The organism is Sphaerisporangium rufum (genome assembly GCF_016863395.1).
GTDB classification, from domain to species: domain Bacteria; phylum Actinomycetota; class Actinomycetes; order Streptosporangiales; family Streptosporangiaceae; genus Sphaerisporangium; species Sphaerisporangium rufum.
Window position 1 is genome coordinate 16516 of sequence record NZ_BOOU01000054.1, and the last position, 17650, is coordinate 34165.

Consider the following 17650-nt stretch of genomic DNA (forward strand, 5'->3'; position numbering starts at 1 on the left):
GGTCAGCCGTTCAGCCGGATCGGGTTGACGATGTCGGCGTAGAGGAGCAGGGTGCCCATCACCAGCAGCACCAGGGCCATCGCGTAGGTCAGCGGCAGCGCCTTGGCGATGTCCACGTATCCCGGCATCGGATGGCGGCGCACCCGGGCGTAGCCGCGCTTGAGCCCCTCCCACAGGGCGCCGGCGATCTGCCCGCCGTCCAGCGGCATCAGCGGGATGAGGTTGAACAAGCCGATGGCCAGGTTCACCCCGGCGAGCAGCTGGATCAGTGCGGCGATCTTGTTCTCGGTGGGCGCGGAGGACGCGGCGATCTCGCCGCCGATCCGGCCCGCGCCGACGATGCTGACCGGGCTGTTGAGGTCGCGCTCGGCCCCGCCGAAGGCCGCCTGCCACACCCCGACCAGCCGCTCGGGGATGCGGGTCAGCGCCACCGCGGTGCGCTTGGTGAACTCCCACATTTGGACCACGACGACACCGGGCCCCTGCCGCTCGACGACGACCGTCGGGGACACGCCGAGGAAGCCGACCCGCTCGGTCTTGGTCGGGTCGTCCAGGGACGGGCGGTCCTGCGCGATGAGGTTCGCGGTCAGCGTCACCGGCCCGCCGGCGCGCTCGACACCGATGGCCACCCGGCCCGCGCCGTGCGCCCGGATCAGCGTCGTCGCCTCCTCCCACGTCGCCACCGATCGCCCGCCAACAGAGACGATCTTGTCGCCGGCCTTCAGCCCGGCCGCCACCGCCGGCGTCGCCGGATGCCTGGGATCGCATTTCTGCCCCTTGGCCTGCTCGGCGACGGTGATGACGCACCGCGACACCGACGCCACGACCGGCTTGGAGACCTGGATGCCGAAGCCCATCAGCACGATGGCGAACAGCAGGAAGGCCAGCACGAAGTTCATCGCCGGGCCACCGGACATGATGATGAGCTTCTGCCACCAGGGCTTGCGGTAGAAGACGCGGTCCTCGTCGCCGGGGCGGATCTCCTCCAGCGACACCTGCCGGGCGTTCTCGATCAGGTTCTGCCAGGGGCCGGTGGAGCCGGACCGCAGCCGGTTCGGGGCGTCGCTCGGCCGGGGCGGCAGCATGCCGATCATGCGGATGTAGCCGCCCATCGGGATCCACTTGAAGCCGTACTCGGTGTCCCCTCGCCGCCGCGACCACATGGTGGGACCGAAACCCACCATGTACTGCGTGACCTTGACGCCGAAGTACTTGGCCGGGACCAGGTGGCCGATCTCGTGCAGCGCGATCGACGCCATCGCGCCGACGAAGAAGATCAGGAACCCCGCCACGACGAGCCAGCTCATAGGTGCTACTCCAACCCGTGGTGAAGACGCTGCCGTTTACCTTGCCCGGTCCGAGCGTAACCGAACTCGGCGACGGCTCCGGCCGGATCGGCCGGGCGGCCAGGGGCGGACGGTCCGGAAAGGTCACTTGCATGAGCACGATGGAACAGAGAAACTGCCTTGACGGTATGCAATCATGTAGACACCGTGCGATATGAATGGCCTAACCGATATTTGCCGGATCTGGGTGAGTCCAGCAGAGGAGCACATTGTTACGCATCTTGGTCGCCGCGCAGCTCCCGCTGGTTCGCCGGGGGCTCGTGGCCTCGCTGAACGGTGAGAGCGATCTGCGGGTCGTCGCGGACGTCGCCGCCGGCGAGTACGTCATCCCCGCCGCCGCCGAGCTCGACCCGGACATCGCGGTGATCGATGTGGACCTGCCGGACGTGGACGGGCTGACCATCGCGGCCCGGTTGCACGAGAAGGTGCCCCGCTGCCGGGTGCTGCTGCTGTCCGCCCGGCCGAACCCCGGCCAGGTGCGGCGCGCCTTCGCCGCCAAGGCCCTGGGCTTCCTCAGCATCGACGTGGCGCCCGAGCAGCTCGCCGAGGGCATCCGGCGAGTCGCCGCCGGGCGCAAGGCGGTCGACTCCGACCTGGCCATCGCCGCGCTCGCCTCCGCCGACAACCCGCTGACCCCGCGCGAGCTGGACGTGCTGCGCATCGCGGCGCAGGGCGCGTCGTCCAAGGAGATCGCCGCCAAGCTCTACCTGTCGGTCGGAACGGTCCGCAACCACCTGTCGCGCATCATCTGCAAGACGGGGGCGCGCAACCGGGGTGACGCAGTGCGCATCGCCGGCGAGGCCGGCTGGTTGTAGTCATCACCGCGCCGGCGGTCAGGGCCGCCAGATGAGGATGAGGGCACAGTCGTCGTTGTGCCCGGCCGACATCGAGTTGACCAGCGGCCGGGCGCCGTCCTTGAACCCGGAGGGAACCAGGCGCTCGGCCTCGCCGAGCAGGCGGTCCAGCCCGGCGTCGATGTCGCGCCCCGGCTGCTCGATCAGGCCGTCGGTGTAGAGCATCAGCGCGTCGCCCTTGTGCAGCACCCCGGTGTCGGTCTCGCAGTGCAGGTCGGGCACGATGCCGAGCACCACGCCCTTGGCGGCCGACACCTGCCAGGTTCCGGTGCCGGCGTCGAACTTCACCACCGGCGGATGGCCGGCGGAGGTGATCTCGTAGGCGCCGGTGTCCAGGTCGAGCCGCAGGTGGACGGCGGTGACGAACCCCTCCCCCTCCGGCTGGCGGTGCAGGTAGGCGTTGCAGGCCGGCAGGAAGGAGTCGACCGAGCCGAGCAGCCCGCCGAAGGTGCCCGACAGCATGAGCGCGCGGGTGCCGGCGTCCACGCCCTTGCCCGAGACATCGACCAGGGCGATCTCCAGGACGGACCCGTGCCGCATCGATACCAGGAAGTCGCCGCCGAACGAGGAGCCGCCCGCCTGCTTGAGCACCACCTTGGAGCCCCAGTCCTTGGCGGGCAGCGGCGGCAGCTCGCCCTGCCGTTTGAGCCGGTCGCGCAGCTCCAGCAGCATGGCGTCGCCGCGCAGGCCCTGGACGCCGAGCTTGCCGCGGGTCCGGGCCATGAGGAACGCGAGCACCGTGGTGAAGCCGAGCGTGACCAGCAGGCCGGCCCCGACCGCACGGGCCCCGAGGACGGCGGCGATGTAGGCCAGGGACACGCCGACCGCGCCGACCAGCACCGCGAGGTTGCGCATGCGCAGTTGCAGGCCGCCGACCAGGGTGATCAAAATGAACAGGCTGGGCGAGAACCAGTCGGTGGAGACCCACGCCGCCAGGCCGCCCAGGGCCAGCGTCAGCACGCACAGGGTGATCATCAGGTTCCGGTCGCGCGCCAGTGGCCCCCTGCGCAGGAATCGCACGATCCGTACCAGGAACGGGACACGCACCAGGATCGCGCGGAGCCGCGGGGGGATCAGCGGCGCCGGACGGGAACTCATGATGGGACCGACTCTATCCGTCCACCTGGCGTGCGGCAGCCGACTTGACCAACACCTTGATCATTAAACGGGGATATTAGGTGGCCGTTCCGGTTTGCCCGGGCCTAACGTTGATCGGATGAACAACCGACCCGGCCCCAGGTCCACTCCGGTCATCCGCCCCTTCACCCCGGCCGAATGGCCCGCCTGGGTGGAACTGGACCAGGAGGCGTTCGTCGAGGACACCTGGACCGAGCGCACCGACCGGTTCGAGGCTCTGATGGAGTTCGACCGCACGCTGGGCGCCTTCGACGGGGACCGGATGATCGGCTCCGCGGCGGGATACTCGCTCAGCATGACCGTTCCCGGCGGCCCGCGGCCGGTCTGCGGGGTGACCGCCGTGTCGGTGGCGCCCGATCACCGGCGGCGCGGCATCCTGACGGCCCTGATGCGCCGCCAGCTGGACGATCTGCGGGAGGGCGGCGAGGCGGTGGCCGTGCTGTACGCCGCGGAGGCCGGCATCTACCGCCGTTTCGGGTACGGCCGGGCGGCCGACGCGGTGACCTTCGACATTCCCAAGCGGGGCGCCGCGCTGCTGCCGAACGCGCCGGCCGACCCGTCGCTGCGGCTGCACGTCGTCCGCCCCGCCGCGGTGCGCGACGAGCTGGTGAAGCTGTTCGACGCCGTGCGGCCCGGCCGTCCGGGCCTGTACGCGCGCACTCCGGCCCGGTGGGATCACGTCCTCGCCGACGAGGAGCCCCGGCGGCAGGGCTACACCACCCTGCGGTGCGTCCTGGCCGAGGACGACGCCGGGGTGCGGGGGTATGCGCTGTTCCGGTTCCGCCCGGGGGTCACCGCGCACGATCTGCCCGACGGCGAGCTGTCGCTGCGGGAGCTGTTCGCGATGGACCCGGCGGCCTACGCACTGCTGTGGCGGCACCTGCTGGAGCGTGACCTGTGCGCGGTCGTGCGGGCGAGCAGCCGGCCGGTGGACGACCCGATCATCCATCTGCTCGCCGACCCTCGGCTGCTGACGCCGGGACTGATGGACGAGCTGTGGGTTCGGCTGGTGGACGTCGGCCGCGCGCTGCCGGACCGGGCCTACTCGGCGCCGGTGGACGTGGTCATCGAGGTCACCGACCCGTTCTGCCCGTGGAACGAGGGACGCTGGCGGCTGTCGGCGGACGGCTCGGGGGCGGTCTGCGCGCGTACCGGGGATCCGGCGGATCTGAGGCTGCCGGTCGACGCCCTGGGCGCGGCCTACCTGGGTGGCCGTTCCCTCGGGGAGTACCAGACGGCGGGCCTGCTGGAGGAGTCACGCCCCGGCGCGGTGCGCGCGCTGTCGGCCGCGCTGTCGTGGCCGGTCCGTCCCTGGGGCGGACTGGTCTTCTGACCGGCCCCGCACCCGGCGCGATCAGGACCTAGCATCGGTACATGGCCCTGCAGAGCTTGCAGATCACCGCGGTGACCGCGATGCGCGCGCGAGACGTCTCGCGTCCCACCCGTGAGCAGCAGGAGGCCGCCGACCGGCGGCCGTTGCGCGACGAGACGCCACGCCGGCCCGCGGAGACCGCCCGCGGGCGCGCCGAACCGGGCGGCCGCGCCGACGCCGGCGCGAAGAGCGGCGCGGGAAGGGGCGAAGCCGACACCGCCGGCAAGGGCGGGACCGGGCGGCGGGGCGAGGGGCCACGGCCGGTCGAGCCGGCCCGCCGGGCTGAGCGCCGCCGCGCCGACCCGCGCCGCTGACCCGCCCGGCGCCCGGCGGGGCGGCTGTCAGTCAGGGCGGCGGCGGTCAGGGCGGCGGCGGCAGAACGCCGTCGGACACGTAGGCGCCGATCTGGTCGATGCGCCGGCGATGGCGGGCGTCCCCGGAGAACGGGGTGCGCAGGAACACCTCGACGAAGCGGGTCGCCTCCTCGGCGGGGTGCATGCGCGCGCCGAGGCTGATGACGTTGGCGTCGTTGTGCTTGCGGGCCAGCGAGGCGGTCTCCTCGCTCCACGCCAGCGCGGCACGCACGCCGGGCACCTTGTTGGCGGCGATCTGCTCGCCGTTGCCCGAACCGCCGATCACCACGCCGAAGGACCCCTCGTCGCGGGCGACGCCCTCGGCGGCGCGCAGCACGAAGACGGGGTAGTCGTCCTCGGCGTCGTAGCCGAACGGGCCGTCGTCGACGACGTCGTGACCGTGGTCCTTCAGCCAGGAGACCAGGTGGTTCTTCAGTTCGTAGCCGGCGTGGTCGGCGGCGATGTAGACGCGCACGGGCCCCATTCTCGCAGGCCCGCGCCGCGGGCGGCCACCGGGCCACACCGCGCGCCCGAGTGCCTCGCACGACAGGCCCACCACGAGGGGCGTTTCCGCTACAGTAAGAGGCTCCATGGCATCTCACCTCTTACAGGAGCGCCCGCATGCGTGAGATCCGCGTGATCGGTGACCCGGTCCTGCGCACCCCGGCCGAGCCGGTCACGCAGTTCGACCGCGATCTACGCCGGCTGATCGACGAGATGATGGCGAGCATGTACGCCGCGGACGGCGTCGGCCTGGCCGCGCCGCAGATCGGCATCTCGCGGCGGATCTTCGTGTACGACGCCGCCGGTCGCAAGGGGCACGTCGTCAATCCGGAACTGGCCGTCGACGACTCCGAGGAGGTGCTCGACGAGGAGGGTTGCCTGTCCATTCCCGGACGCGAGACCGGGCGCCCGCTGTACGCCCGCACCCCGCGGGCGGCCGGGGTCACCGTCACGGGTCTCGACCGGCTCGGGCGGCCGGTCCGGGTGCGGGCCCGCGGGCTGCTGGCACGGTGCTTCCAGCACGAGTACGACCACCTTGAGGGACGGCTGTTCGTCGACCGGCTCGCCAAGGACGCCGCGCGCCGGCTGCTGCTGCAGGCTCCCTGACCCCGCGGGCTCACAGCTGGAGCGACTTGGTCTCCTGGTACTCCTCCAGGCCGTGTTCGCCGAGCTCCCGGCCCAGGCCGGACTGCTTGTATCCGCCGAACGGGGCCGAGGGGTTGAAGCGGCCGCCGTTGATCGAGACCTGACCGGTGCGCAGGCGCCGGGCCACCGCCACCGCCTCCTGCTCGCTCGCCGCCCAGACCGCGCCCGACAACCCGTAGGGAGTGCCGTTGGCGATCTCGACCGCCTCGTCGGTCCAGGTGTAGGGAATGAGCGAGAGCACCGGGCCGAAGATCTCCTCCTGCTCGATCACCATCCCGGGCGCCACCCCGGCGAACACGGTGGGCTCCACGTAGTATCCGCGCGGCAGCGGCCGGTCGCCACCGCCGGCGATCAGGCGGGCGCCCTCCTCATGGCCGCGGTTGATGTAGTGGACGACCCGGTCGCGCTGTGCCGCCGACACCAGCGGCCCGAGGCGGGTGGCCGGGTCGAAGGGGTCGCCGAGGGTGTATCCGGCCGCGGCGTCCGCCGCCATGGCCACCGCCTCGTCATAGCGGTCGCGGTGCACCAGCATGCGGGTCAGCGCCGAGCAGGTCTGCCCGGAGTGGAAGAACGCGTCGGCCACCCCGGCATGCACCGCGGCGGCCAGGTCGGCGCCCGGCAGGATGATGTTGGCGGACTTGCCGCCGAGCTCCAGGGTGACCCGCTTGACGCCCGGGGCGGCCAGCGCCGCCACCCGCCGGCCGGTGACGGTGGAACCGGTGAAGGAGATCATGTCGATGCCGGGGTGGGCGGCCATCGCCTCGCCGACGATCGCGCCGCGACCGCTGACCATGTTGAGCACCCCGGCGGGCAGCCCGGCCTCGTGCAGGATGTCGATCAGGGCGTAGGCGGCCAGCGGCGCGACCTCGCTCGGCTTGAGCACCACCGTGCAGCCGGCGGCGAGCGCGGGCGCCACCTTGGCCACCGCCTGGTGCAGCGGGTAGTTCCATGACGTGATGGCGCCCACCACGCCCACCGGCTCGCGCAGCACCAGCGAGTTGCCGATCCGGTGTTCGGCGGCGGCGCGCTCGCCCGCCAGGCGGGCGTATTCGGCGAGCACTCCGGCGGGCACCAGGGTCTGCCCTCTCAGCGCCATGCGTAAGGGTGCCCCCGAATCGGTGGCGATGACGCGGGCGATCTCCTCGGCGCGCCGGCGCAGCAGGCCCGCGGCCAGCTCCAGGACCTTGCCGCGGTCGGCCGGCGGGGTGGCCGACCAGGCGGGGAAGGCCTCGCGGGCCGCGGCGACGGCCCGGTCGACGTCGTCGGCGGCACCCGCCGGGACCTGGTCCAGGACCTCTTCGGTCGCCGGGTTCACCACGGCCACGGCCTCGCCGGAGGAGGAGGGGACCCAGGTCCCCTGGATGTACAGCCCGCGCATGTTTCAAGCCCTTCGCGCGGCGTGCCGGGCGGCCGGCCCGCGCCGCGGAGACGGCGCCTCCCCGCGGCGACGCGACCCAAGGATGGCGCGCCGCGCGGTCACCGTCATCCGGCCGCCTGCCGGCCGACGGCCGAGCAGAGCGATCGGATCGAGTTGACCACGGACGGTCACGCACCGCAACCCGCGCGGCGGGCGGGGACCCGGACGTCAGGTGAAGATGGGGTCGCGGGTGCGGGAGCGCTTCAGCTCAAAAAAGCCGTCGGTGCCGGCGACCAGCAGCACGCCGTCCCAGAGCCGGCCCGCCTCCTCTCCCTTGGGCGCCGGCGAGACGACCGGCCCGAAGAAGGCGACGCCGCCGACCGAGATGACCGGCGTGCCCACCTCCTGCCCCACCCGCTCGATGCCGTCCCGGTGGGAGCGGCGCACGCCCGCGTCGTACTCGGCCGAGTCGGCCGCGGCGACCAGGTCGCGGTCCAGCCCGGCCGCCTCCAGCGACTCGGCGAGCACCGCGCGGATGGCCGCCGCCTCGTCGAAGTCCGCCTCCTCCGACTTCAGGCGGCCCTGGAGGTGGATGCGCGTGCCGATCTCGGTGTAAAGGCCGCCGAGGACCTGGTCACCGTACTTCTCCGCGGCGGCCTGCACGACCCGGACGGGCAACATCGCGTGCGCCAGCACCCGGCGGTAGTCCTCGGGGATGTCCTTGTCCTCATTGAGCACCGCCAGGCTCATGATGTGCCAGCGCGGCTCGACCGGCCGCACCTGCTGGACCTGCAGCAGCCATCGCGAGGTCATCCACGCCCATGGGCAGAAGGGGTCGAACCAGAAGTCCACCGGGGTCCTGTCGCTCATCGCCGGCTCTCCATCTCGGGTACAGAGGGTCGCCAGCCACAACCGGCTCGCCAGGCACATGTATTCCTTTGCGGCTTTTGTCGTGAATGTCAGTCAGGCGGAACGGCGGCATGCTTCGCCCTCGGCGCAACGGTGTCCCGACCTGCGCGACGGCCCCTTCCGGTGCGGCGCCGCGCCCCCCGACGTGGCAGGATTCATCCATCCCTCTCGCGAAGAGGCCGGGGGGAAGAGTAATGATGAGGAGCGGATGTGGCAGGCAATCTGACGCGTGACGAGGCCCGGGGGCGGGCCCGGCTGCTGAAGGTCGAGGCCTACTCGGTCGAGCTCGACCTCACCGAGGGGGACGAGCGGTTCGAGAGCCTCACCACGATCCGCTTCTCCTGCGCCGAGCCGGGGGCGAGCACGTTCGTGGACCTGGCGGGCGCCCGCGTCCGCTCGGCGACCCTCAACGGCACGGCGCTCGACGTGGCGTCCTACGACGCCGAGAAGGGCCGCCTGCCGCTGCCCGGCCTGGCGGCCGCCAACGAGCTGCGCGTGGACGCCGACTGCAGCTACATGCGCACCGGCGAGGGCCTCACCCGGTTCGTCGACCCGGTCGACCAGAAGGTCTACCTGCACTCGCAGTTCGAGACGGCGGACGCGCACCGCATGTACGCGTGCTTCGACCAGCCCGACCTCAAGGCCGCCTTCGAGCTCACCGTGCTGGCCCCGGCCGACTGGGAGGTCATCTCCAACGCGGCGCCGGGCACGGTGACCGAACTGGAGGAGCACCGCGGGCGCCACGGCACCCTGCAGAGCGCCAGGCGCTGGCACTTCCCGCCCACCCCGGTGATGTCCACCTACATCACCGCGCTGGTCGCCGGCCCCTACCACACGGTGCGCGACGAGCACGACGGCATCCCGCTCGGGGTGTTCTGCCGCGCCTCGCTGGCCGAGCACCTCGACGCGCACAACATCTTCGAGATCACCAAGCAGGGCTTCGACTTCTTCCACCGGGTCTTCGGGCTGCGCTACCCGTTCGGCAAGTACGACCAGATCTTCGTGCCCGAGTTCAACGCCGGCGCCATGGAGAACGCCGGCGCGGTCACCTTCCTGGAGGACTACGTCTTCCGCTCGCGGGTCACCGACGCCATCGTCGAGCGCCGCGCCGAGACGATCCTGCACGAGATGGCCCACATGTGGTTCGGCGACCTGGTCACCATGCGCTGGTGGGACGACCTGTGGCTGAACGAGTCGTTCGCCACCTACATGTCGGTGCTCTGCCAGGCCGAGGCCACCCGCTGGGGCCAGGGCGCGTGGACCACCTTCGCCAACGTCGAGAAGTCCTGGGCCTACCGGCAGGACCAGCTCCCCTCCACCCACCCCATCGCGGCCGACATCCCGGACATGCAGGCGGTGGAGGTCAACTTCGACGGCATCACCTACGCCAAGGGCGCCTCGGTGCTCAAGCAGCTGGTGGCCTATGTCGGCCTGGACAACTTCCTGGCCGGCGTGCGCGACTACTTCAACGAGCACGCCTGGGGCAACACCGAGCTGAAGGACCTGCTGTCGGCCCTGGAGCGCACCTCGGGGCGTGACCTGTCCTCCTGGTCCAAGGAGTGGCTGGAGACCGCCTGGGTCAACACACTGCGCCCGTCGTTCACCCTGGACGACCAGGGCCGGCTGGCCGACTTCGACGTGCTGCAGGAGGCGCCCGCCGACCATCCGACGCTGCGCTCGCACCGGGTGGCGATCGGCCTCTACTCCCGCCAGGGTGACGCGCTGGTCCGGGTCAAGCGGGTGGAGCTCGACGTGGTCGGCCCCCGCACGCCGGTCGCCGGGCTGAACGGCGAGCCGCGGCCCGACCTGATCCTGATCAACGACGACGACCTGACCTACGCCAAGATCCGGCTGGACGAGCACTCGCTGCGCACCCTGGTGAACGGCGGCATCGCGGCCTTCACCGAGTCGCTGCCGCGGGCGCTGTGCTGGGCGGCCGCCTGGGACATGACCCGGGACGCCGAGATGGCCACCCGCGACTACGTCAAGCTGGTGATCTCCGGCGTGCACTCGATCGCCGACATCACCGTGCTGCAGACCGTGTTGCGCCAGGGCCGGCTGGCCCTGCAGCAGTACGCCGACCCCGCCTGGCGGGAGGAGGGCATGGCGGAGCTCACCGCGGCACTGCGCCGGCTGGTCGTCTCGGCCGAGCCCGGCTCCGACCACCAGCTCGCCTACCTCAACGCCTTCGCGGCCGGCGCCACCGCCGACGACGACCTGGCGTTCCTGCGGGGCGTGCTGGACGGCACCTCGGTGCCGGAGGGCCTCACCGTGGACGCCGACCTGCGGTGGACGCTGATCCACGCGCTCGCCTCCGGCGGTGTCGTGCCGGCCGGCGAGATCGCCGAGGAACTGCGCCGCGACCCGACGGCGACCGGCGAGCAGTCGGCCGCCATGTGCCGGGCCGCCATCCCGACCGCCGCCGCCAAGGAGGAGGCCTGGGCCTCCATCATCGGCGGCGAGCTCAGCGGGGCCAACCTGCGCGCCACCATCGTCGGGTTCATGGATCCGCACCACACCGACCTGCTCCGGCCGTACGGTGAGCGGTTCTTCGCCGAGGTCGGCCGCATCTACAAGACCTGGCCGTCCGACAGCGCCCAGCGGTTCGCGATGGGCTGCTACCCGGCGCTGCTGATCGACCCCACCACGGTGGCGCGGACGCAGGACTACATCTCCGCCTCCGAGCCGTCGGCCGCGCTGCGCCGGCTGCTGCTGGAGGGCGCGGACGGCATCGGCCGGGCGCTGCGCGCCCGCGCCAAGGACGCCTCGGCCGCCTGAGCCGGCTCGACCCGGGCCCCGCCCGCACGCCCCCCGGGGCGGGCCGGCCGGGCCCCGCCCGCCGGGGGCGCCCTCCCTCAAGTCCCGGGCCGCCCGGTGTCCAAGTCCGGTTGGACGCCGGGCGGGCCGGCGGGGCACCCGGGCGGCGGCCGGTTCCCGCAGGGGATGGGCCGGGCGCGCCCGCCGGCGGGGTGGCGACCGGCCGGGCCCGGCCGCAGGCGCGCGGCAAGCCGATTGCAAGCGCGCCGCGGTGTGCTGGAAACGCGCACCTCGCCGGCCGTTCCCGAAACCCCGGCCGCGGGTCTATCGTGCGCGCTGTCACCGCACGTCCCGGAGGCCCTCGTGCTCGTCCTCGCCGTGACCGGCGTCCTCGCCCTCCTGCTCCTGCTCCCGCTGGTCGCGCTCTACAACGGCCTGGTCCGCAGGCGCGGCGCCGTCGACAACGCCTGGGCCCAGATCGACGTCCAGCTCCGGCGCCGCCACGACCTGATCCCCAACCTCGTCCAGACGGTCAAGGGATACGCCGCGCACGAGCGGGGCACGCTGGTCGCCGTGACGGCCGCCCGCCAGCAGGCGATCTCGGCCCAGGGGCCGCAGGATCAGGCCGCCGCGGAGAACATGCTGTCCGGCGCGCTGAAGAGCCTGTTCGCCGTGGCCGAGGCCTATCCGGAGCTGCGGGCCGACCGCAACTTCGCCGCCCTGCAGGATGAGCTGGCGACCAGCGAGAACCGCATCGCCTACGCCCGGCAGTACTACAACGACGCCGTGCTGGCCTACAACAACGGCATCCAGACCGTGCCGGCGAACGTCGTCGCGGGCATGACCGGCTTCGGGTCCCGTGCCTACTTCGAGGCACCGGGCGAGGAGCGCGGCCCGGTCCAGGTCGAGTTCTAGCCCTCGGCCCGATGCTCTACGTCGTGATCGCCGCGGGCGCGACCGGCCTGTGGCTCCTGCTGCTCACCGCGATGGCCTTGGCCACCCGCAGCCCTCGGGTGAGCGCCGGGCCGCCCACCGCGGAACTGCGGCCGGAGTCGCCCGCGCTGGTGGACCTGATCACCGGCGGCTGGCGGCTGTGCGAGGAGGCGACGTCCGCCACCCTGCTCGACCTGGCCGCGCGCGGCGTGGTGCAGATCGAGGAGGTCGGGCCGGAGCTGTCGCTGGTCCGGCTGCCCGGCGGGCACCGCGAACGGCCGCCGCTCACCGCCTACGAGAAGCTGGTGCTCGACCATGTCACCTCGCTGGCCACCGGCGGGGTGGTGGCCACCGGCGCGCTTGCCGAGGGGTCGCGCCACCTCGGCCGCTGGTGGAGCAGCTTCCGCCGCAAGGTGATCGCCGAAGCGCGGGCGGCCGGCCTGTCGCGGTCCCGGTGGAGCAGATGGCAGGCGATCTTCCTCACCGCGGCCGCCGCGGTGCCCGGCATCGCCATCGGCGTCGCGGTCGCCGCCACGGCCGACGACGGGGACAAGGGCGGCGGCTTCGGCGCGGCCGTCATCGGCATGGCGATGCTGACCGCGCTGATGGATCGGTTCAACGGCGAGCGCGGCACGGCCGAGGGCGCCCGGGTGGCCGGCCACTGGCTGGGCGTGCGGGCCCATCTGGCCGCGACCGGGCGGTTCCCCGAGCAGCCGGCCGCGGCGGTCACCATCTGGGGACGCCACCTGGCGTACGCGGCGGCGCTCGGACTGGCCCGGCGCGCGGTCGCGGGCCTGCCGGTCAGCGTGCCGGCCGATGACGGGCGCGCCTGGTCCGACCACGGCGGTATGTGGCACGTGGTGAACGTGCGCTATCCGCGGCGCGTCCTGTGGGGCCGGCCGCCGTGGCCGGTCCTGCTCGCCGGCCCGCTCGCCGGGCTGGCGATCGGCTTCTGGCTCTGGGTGATCGGCCTGGTCGCCGGTGCCCTGCTGGACTGGCCGCGCGGGCCGCTGACGCTGCTCGCGCAGCTCGGCGGCGTCCTGGCCGCCGCCGTGCCGATCGGCTTCGCGCTGGCCGACCTGGCCACCACGACGGAGCTGGTGGGGCGGATCGTCCGGTTGCGCGCGGTCCAGGTGGGTTCTTCCGGCGACGGCCCGCCGAAGTACGTCTACTGGGTGGCCCTGGACGACGGCCGTAACCGCGACGTCAAGGCGCTCGGCATCGCCGAGGCGGACTGGCGGCCGCTGGCCGAGGGCGACGTGGTCCGGTTGCGCGTCGGCCGCCGGCTCGGCTGGGTCCAGGCGGTCGAGACGCTGGAGCGGTCGCGCCACCGCGGATCGGCCTCCTACGACGACACCGGCGAGCACACCCTGGACGCCCCGGAGAACCTGGGCGAGGTGCCGCTCATCGCCCGCCGGGGCGCACCGCCCGCCCGGCCGCCGGATGACACCGGCGACACCGGCGACGACACCGGCGGGCCGGTCACCCGGGCCGACGTGCGTCGCGTGCTCGGGGTGCGGGTCGGCCCGCCGGAGGCGTACCCGGACGTGCTTCCCATCCCCGGGGCGTCGGCCGTGCGTTCCTACCGCTACCGCTCGGCGGGCGGGACTCCGGTGACGGTGGACGTGCACGTGTCGTCCGGCCCGCGCGGCGCCTTCCTGATGATGCTCGGCCACCTGATCACCCGGGTGACCGGCCGGCAGGTGCCCGGCATCGGCGGCGGCGCGATGCTCTACCCGGGAGTGGTCGCGGCCCGGACCGGGTCCCAGACCTTCGCGATCCGGGTGCACTCCCCCGCCGGGCCGCCGCGACCGGACGACCTGGTCGAACTGGCCCGGCTGGCGGCCGCCCGGCTGGATGGGAGATCACCAGTGGCGTGAGAGGCTGTTCGGGTGGATTCGCCCCTCGATCTGCTCACCGAACTGGCCCGCCGGTACGCGTTCTCCGACCTCGGCGCGCTGGCGTCGAAGATCGTCCCGGCGGCGCCGGTGATCCCCGCGGTGTGCGAGTTCGGCCAGCGGCTGCTCACCCTGGACGCCGAGGACTTCGCGACCGAGGTCGACGTCGCGGCGGTGCCCGCCGCGCTGCGGCGCCGCGCCCGCGACTGCCACATGCCGCAGACCCCGCGCGAGCAGCCACGCGGTGCCCTGGCCTCGTTGCGCCCGGCCTACGGCCTGCTGCTGGAGGTCATCCGCATCCGCTGGGAGCGCCGCGAGCTGAGCCCGATGATCGCGGCGGTGCACATCGCCGGCGAGTACCTGCCGCTGCTGGCCTTCGAGCCGGTGCTCGGGCACGCCGGCGACCCGGCCCGCTGGCCGGACGGGCTGCGCGGCGAGGGCAGCAGGTTCGGGGCGATCGGGGACCGCGAGTGCGACCACACCAAGCCGGAGAAGTCGGCGGCCGAGCGCACGCTGCGGGTGGCCCTGGAACCCCCCCAGGGGTGGCGGGCCTACTTCGACCGCCAGCACAGCCAGCTGTCGGGGGCGATGGCCAAGTGCGTGGCCCGCTGCCGCCGGCCGTGCACCGCGATGGCCTGGGTGCCCGAGCCGGACCGCGAGAGCCTGGCCTCGCGGGCCAGGGTGGCGCTGGCGTTCGCCGACACCGCGCTGGTGCGGCTACGGCACGCGGCCCCGGTGGGCCACGGGTTCGGCGTGCCCTCGCCGGAGGAGGTGCTGGACGCCTGGGCCCGCAGCCGGGCGCAGCTGGACAAGTTCGAGGCGGGCCGGCCGGCCGGCCGGGACGACGGGTTCCCGCTGCCCGGGCTGCCGAGCCTGTTCTCCGCGGTGGCCGGCACGCCGATCGCGCCGGCCACGCTGCTGGCCGACGTGAGCGCCCACCTCGTCGGCCTGCTGGCCGCGGCCGGTGCCCTACGGCCGGCGGCGCCGGCGTACCGCGGCTGACCTCGGCCGGGCGCCCTCACCACATGGCCGGGCGGCGCGTCCCCCAGAACCCGCCGACGGCCGCCTCCACCTGCGCCGACAGCGAGATCAGCGTCGCCTCGGCACCGTACCGGCCGGCGAGCATGACCCCGATGGGCAGCCCGTCGGCGGTCCAGTGCAGCGGGAGATTGACCGCGGGCTGGCCGCTGACGTTGTAGGTCGCCGGATACGGGGCGAACCGCTTCATCCGCTGGAAGGTCTCCTCCGGGTCCCCGCCTTCCTCGAACCAGCCCACCGGGACGGGCGGCGTGGTCACCGTCGGGCTAAGGATCGCGTCGTAGTCGTTCATCACCAGGAAGCCGAACCGGGTCGCGGTCTGCAGCGCGGCCTGCGCCTGCAGGAAGACGGGGGCCGGGGTGGCGAAGCCGCGCTCGCGCAGCCACCGGGTGAACGGCCGCAGCAGGTGCGCGGCGGACGGGTCGACCGGGTGCATGCAGGAGAAGCAGAACCACAGCTTCTCGAACTCGGCGACGATGGAGTCGTTGAACGGCGGCGGCATGTCGACCACCTCGTGGCCGAGCGACTCCAGCAGCGCCGAGGCCTTCTCGTAGCCGGCCAGCACCTCCGGGTGCACCTCGGCACCGGGCACCACCGGGACGGCGTTGCGGCCGATGCGCAGCCGCCCCGGCTCCCGCCCGGCCGCCTCCTGGAAACCCACGGGGGTCGGCGGCGCGACGTAGAGGTCGCCGGGCTGGTTGTGCGCCATGATCTCCAGCAGCGCGGCGGCGTCGGCGACGGTGCGCGCGATGGGCCCGTTGGTGGACAGCCCGGCCAGGTCGGGGACGACCGGGGCGGCCGAGATGCGCCCGCGGGTGGGCTTGATGCCGAACAACCCGCACACCGCGGCGGGGATGCGGATGGACCCGGCGCCGTCGCTGGCCTGCGCGGCCGGTGCCAGACCGGCGGCGACCGCCGCCGCGGCACCCCCGCTGGAGCCGCCCGCCGAGCGCGACGGGTCCCACGGGGTGCGCGCCGGCGGCGACACCGACGTCTCGGTGTAACAGGGGAGGCCGAACTCCGGGGTGGCGGTCTTGCCGATCATGATCGTGCCGGCGTCGCGCAGCCGTTCCACCACGCTGTCGTCGACCGGTGCCACGAAGCCTTCGTAGGTGGCCGAGCCGAACAGCACGGGCACGTCCTTGACCAGGTTGAGATCCTTGATGGGGACGGGGACGCCGAGCAGCGGCGGCAGCTCCCGCGGGTCGGACGCGGTCATGACCAGCGCCTCGGCCCGGCGGGCCTGCTCCAGGGCGCGGTCGGCGGTCAGCGTGACGAACGCGCCGACCTCGGCGTCCAGGCGCTCGGCCCGTTCCAGGTAGTGCTTGGTGATCTCGACAGGTGAGAGCTCGCGGGCGCGCACGGCGGCGGCCTGCTCCAGGGCTGTAAGATCATGTATGTGCGCCACGATTCCGCACAGTAAGGCTTACCGGCATGAGTTATCTAGAGAGAAAAGGGTTAGATACCCGGCTTTTCACCGGGCGATGCGACAGCGGACGGCCACAAAAATGTGAACTAGCCAACACTAGGCATGCTCTTGGGCGTCAACTACCGTGAGTTACGTGGATTCCGGCCTAGACCCTGACGACGGTCACAATACGTCACCCCTCTGGGTGGATGACCGCCCCTCGGCGCCGAGCTCTCGGCCCGCCGCCCCCGAGGCGAGGTACGCAGCCGTGGGACGCGTGTCCCTGCTCGGCCTGCTCCGGCAGCCGAAGTACCGGCATCTGCGGATGCGCGCGCTGATCGCGCTCGGCGCCGGCCTGGTGGTGGGCCTGGCCCTGTGGAGCTGGCGGCTGGGGGTGGCCGCGGCCATCCTGGCCGCGATCGCCGACACGGTGTACCGCGCCCAGACCGCATCCTCGGTGGCGCCCTGGCGGCGCGCCTCGGCGGCCGAGCGGCGGACCGAGGCCCAGCTCAAGAAGCTGGAGCGCAACGGCTACCTCACGCTGCACGCGCGGGCGATCCCTGACAGCGACGCGCAGATCGACCACCTCATCGTCGGCCCGACCGGCGTGTACGCCGTCGACTCCGAGAAGTGGGACAAGCGGCTGCCGGTGCGGGTGCAGTCCCATCGCAAGCTCTTCCATGGCCCCTTCAACCAGAAGCCGCGCCTGGACGAGGCTCGCTGGGAGGCCTCCCGGGCGAGCGAGCTGATCACCGAGGCGCTGGGGCGCGAGGTCACCGTGGTGCCGTCGCTGGCCATCTACGGCCCGGCGATCCCCTGGAAGATCCTCAACATCCGCGAGGTGGACGTCTTCGACGGCAGCCGGGTCCGCAAGTGGATCACCAACCGGGAGCGCTCGCTGACCGAGGAGGAGATCCAGGACATCTACGCGGCTGCGGCGGAGGTCCTGCTGCCGCGTTACCCGGAAGGCTGACCATCGATCGGTCCTTCGGGGTCTCCCGTTCCCTTCCACTGCCCCCGGGAGCCTCGAAGGACCCCGCTCTGGCGGGCGGGCCCCCGCCCATGGTCCCCGCGGGCGGGTGCCCGGCGGCCGTCCATCTGGTGAGCGGCATGTCTCACCCGCCGGGCGATGGCCGTAC

The 17650-nt window shown here is 73.0% G+C and carries 15 protein-coding genes; 9 read left to right on the top strand and 6 right to left on the bottom strand.

Annotated elements, in window-relative coordinates; all coding sequences use genetic code 11:
* Window positions 1-2: 2 nt before the first annotated feature.
* Window positions 3-1307 (bottom strand): M50 family metallopeptidase, encoded by a 1305-nt coding sequence (locus tag Sru01_RS19775; RefSeq protein WP_203988637.1) that lies wholly within the window; start codon window positions 1305-1307, stop codon window positions 3-5.
* A gap of 248 nt (window positions 1308-1555) precedes the next feature.
* Here Sru01_RS19775 and Sru01_RS19780 point away from each other — a divergent pair, with 248 nt between their 5' ends.
* On the top strand, window positions 1556-2161 hold the full coding sequence (locus Sru01_RS19780; RefSeq protein WP_203988639.1) for a LuxR C-terminal-related transcriptional regulator: 606 nt from the start codon (window positions 1556-1558) through the stop codon (window positions 2159-2161).
* Between the two features lie 18 nt (window positions 2162-2179).
* Here the strand turns inward: Sru01_RS19780 and Sru01_RS19785 are convergent, their stop codons facing one another.
* Complete coding sequence (locus Sru01_RS19785; protein ID WP_203988640.1) at window positions 2180-3298, bottom strand: PP2C family protein-serine/threonine phosphatase; 1119 nt, start codon at window positions 3296-3298, stop codon at window positions 2180-2182.
* A 118-nt stretch (window positions 3299-3416) separates the two neighbouring features.
* On the opposite strand from Sru01_RS19785, the gene Sru01_RS19790 reads away from it, so the two are divergent.
* A complete protein-coding gene (locus Sru01_RS19790; RefSeq protein WP_203988642.1) occupies window positions 3417-4670 on the top strand; it encodes a GNAT family N-acetyltransferase in 1254 nt (417 codons plus the stop codon).
* Window positions 4671-4711: 41 nt separating this feature from the next.
* The gene (locus tag Sru01_RS19795) at window positions 4712-5023 is read left to right on the top strand and encodes a hypothetical protein (RefSeq protein ID WP_203988644.1); all 312 of its coding nucleotides are present in this window, start codon (window positions 4712-4714) and stop codon (window positions 5021-5023) included.
* A gap of 46 nt (window positions 5024-5069) precedes the next feature.
* Here Sru01_RS19795 and Sru01_RS19800 read toward each other — a convergent pair whose 3' ends face one another.
* Entirely contained in the window at window positions 5070-5537 is a 468-nt protein-coding gene (locus Sru01_RS19800; RefSeq protein WP_203988646.1) for a ribose-5-phosphate isomerase, read from the bottom strand.
* A 146-nt stretch (window positions 5538-5683) separates the two neighbouring features.
* On the opposite strand from Sru01_RS19800, the gene def reads away from it, so the two are divergent.
* Window positions 5684-6172 (top strand): peptide deformylase, encoded by a 489-nt coding sequence (def, locus tag Sru01_RS19805; protein WP_203988648.1) that lies wholly within the window; start codon window positions 5684-5686, stop codon window positions 6170-6172.
* 10 nt (window positions 6173-6182) lie between these two features.
* Here def and Sru01_RS19810 read toward each other — a convergent pair whose 3' ends face one another.
* Together Sru01_RS19810 and Sru01_RS19815 are read right to left on the bottom strand one after the other, a co-directional pair.
* Window positions 6183-7589: an aldehyde dehydrogenase family protein gene (locus Sru01_RS19810; protein ID WP_203988651.1), complete on the bottom strand. Its 1407-nt coding sequence runs from the start codon at window positions 7587-7589 to the stop codon at window positions 6183-6185.
* A gap of 207 nt (window positions 7590-7796) precedes the next feature.
* A complete protein-coding gene (locus Sru01_RS19815) occupies window positions 7797-8438 on the bottom strand; it encodes a mycothiol-dependent nitroreductase Rv2466c family protein (RefSeq protein ID WP_203988653.1) in 642 nt (213 codons plus the stop codon).
* A gap of 249 nt (window positions 8439-8687) precedes the next feature.
* Here Sru01_RS19815 and pepN point away from each other — a divergent pair, with 249 nt between their 5' ends.
* The 4 genes from pepN (at window position 8688) to Sru01_RS19835 (ending at window position 15067) form a co-directional block, all read left to right on the top strand.
* Window positions 8688-11255 (top strand): aminopeptidase N, encoded by a 2568-nt coding sequence (gene pepN, locus Sru01_RS19820; RefSeq protein ID WP_203988655.1) that lies wholly within the window; start codon window positions 8688-8690, stop codon window positions 11253-11255.
* Window positions 11256-11597: 342 nt separating this feature from the next.
* Entirely contained in the window at window positions 11598-12149 is a 552-nt protein-coding gene (locus tag Sru01_RS19825; RefSeq protein WP_239137576.1) for a LemA family protein, read from the top strand.
* Window positions 12150-12160: 11 nt separating this feature from the next.
* Window positions 12161-14047, top strand: a complete 1887-nt coding sequence (locus Sru01_RS19830; RefSeq protein ID WP_203988657.1) for a DUF2207 family protein — start codon at window positions 12161-12163, stop codon at window positions 14045-14047.
* 12 nt (window positions 14048-14059) lie between these two features.
* Complete coding sequence (locus Sru01_RS19835; protein WP_203988659.1) at window positions 14060-15067, top strand: hypothetical protein; 1008 nt, start codon at window positions 14060-14062, stop codon at window positions 15065-15067.
* A 16-nt stretch (window positions 15068-15083) separates the two neighbouring features.
* Here Sru01_RS19835 and Sru01_RS19840 read toward each other — a convergent pair whose 3' ends face one another.
* Entirely contained in the window at window positions 15084-16511 is a 1428-nt protein-coding gene (locus Sru01_RS19840; RefSeq protein ID WP_203988661.1) for an amidase, read from the bottom strand.
* Between the two features lie 268 nt (window positions 16512-16779).
* Between Sru01_RS19840 and Sru01_RS19845 the strand changes: the two genes are divergently transcribed.
* Window positions 16780-17484: a nuclease-related domain-containing protein gene (locus tag Sru01_RS19845; protein ID WP_239137577.1), complete on the top strand. Its 705-nt coding sequence runs from the start codon at window positions 16780-16782 to the stop codon at window positions 17482-17484.
* Window positions 17485-17650: the final 166 nt, after the last annotated feature.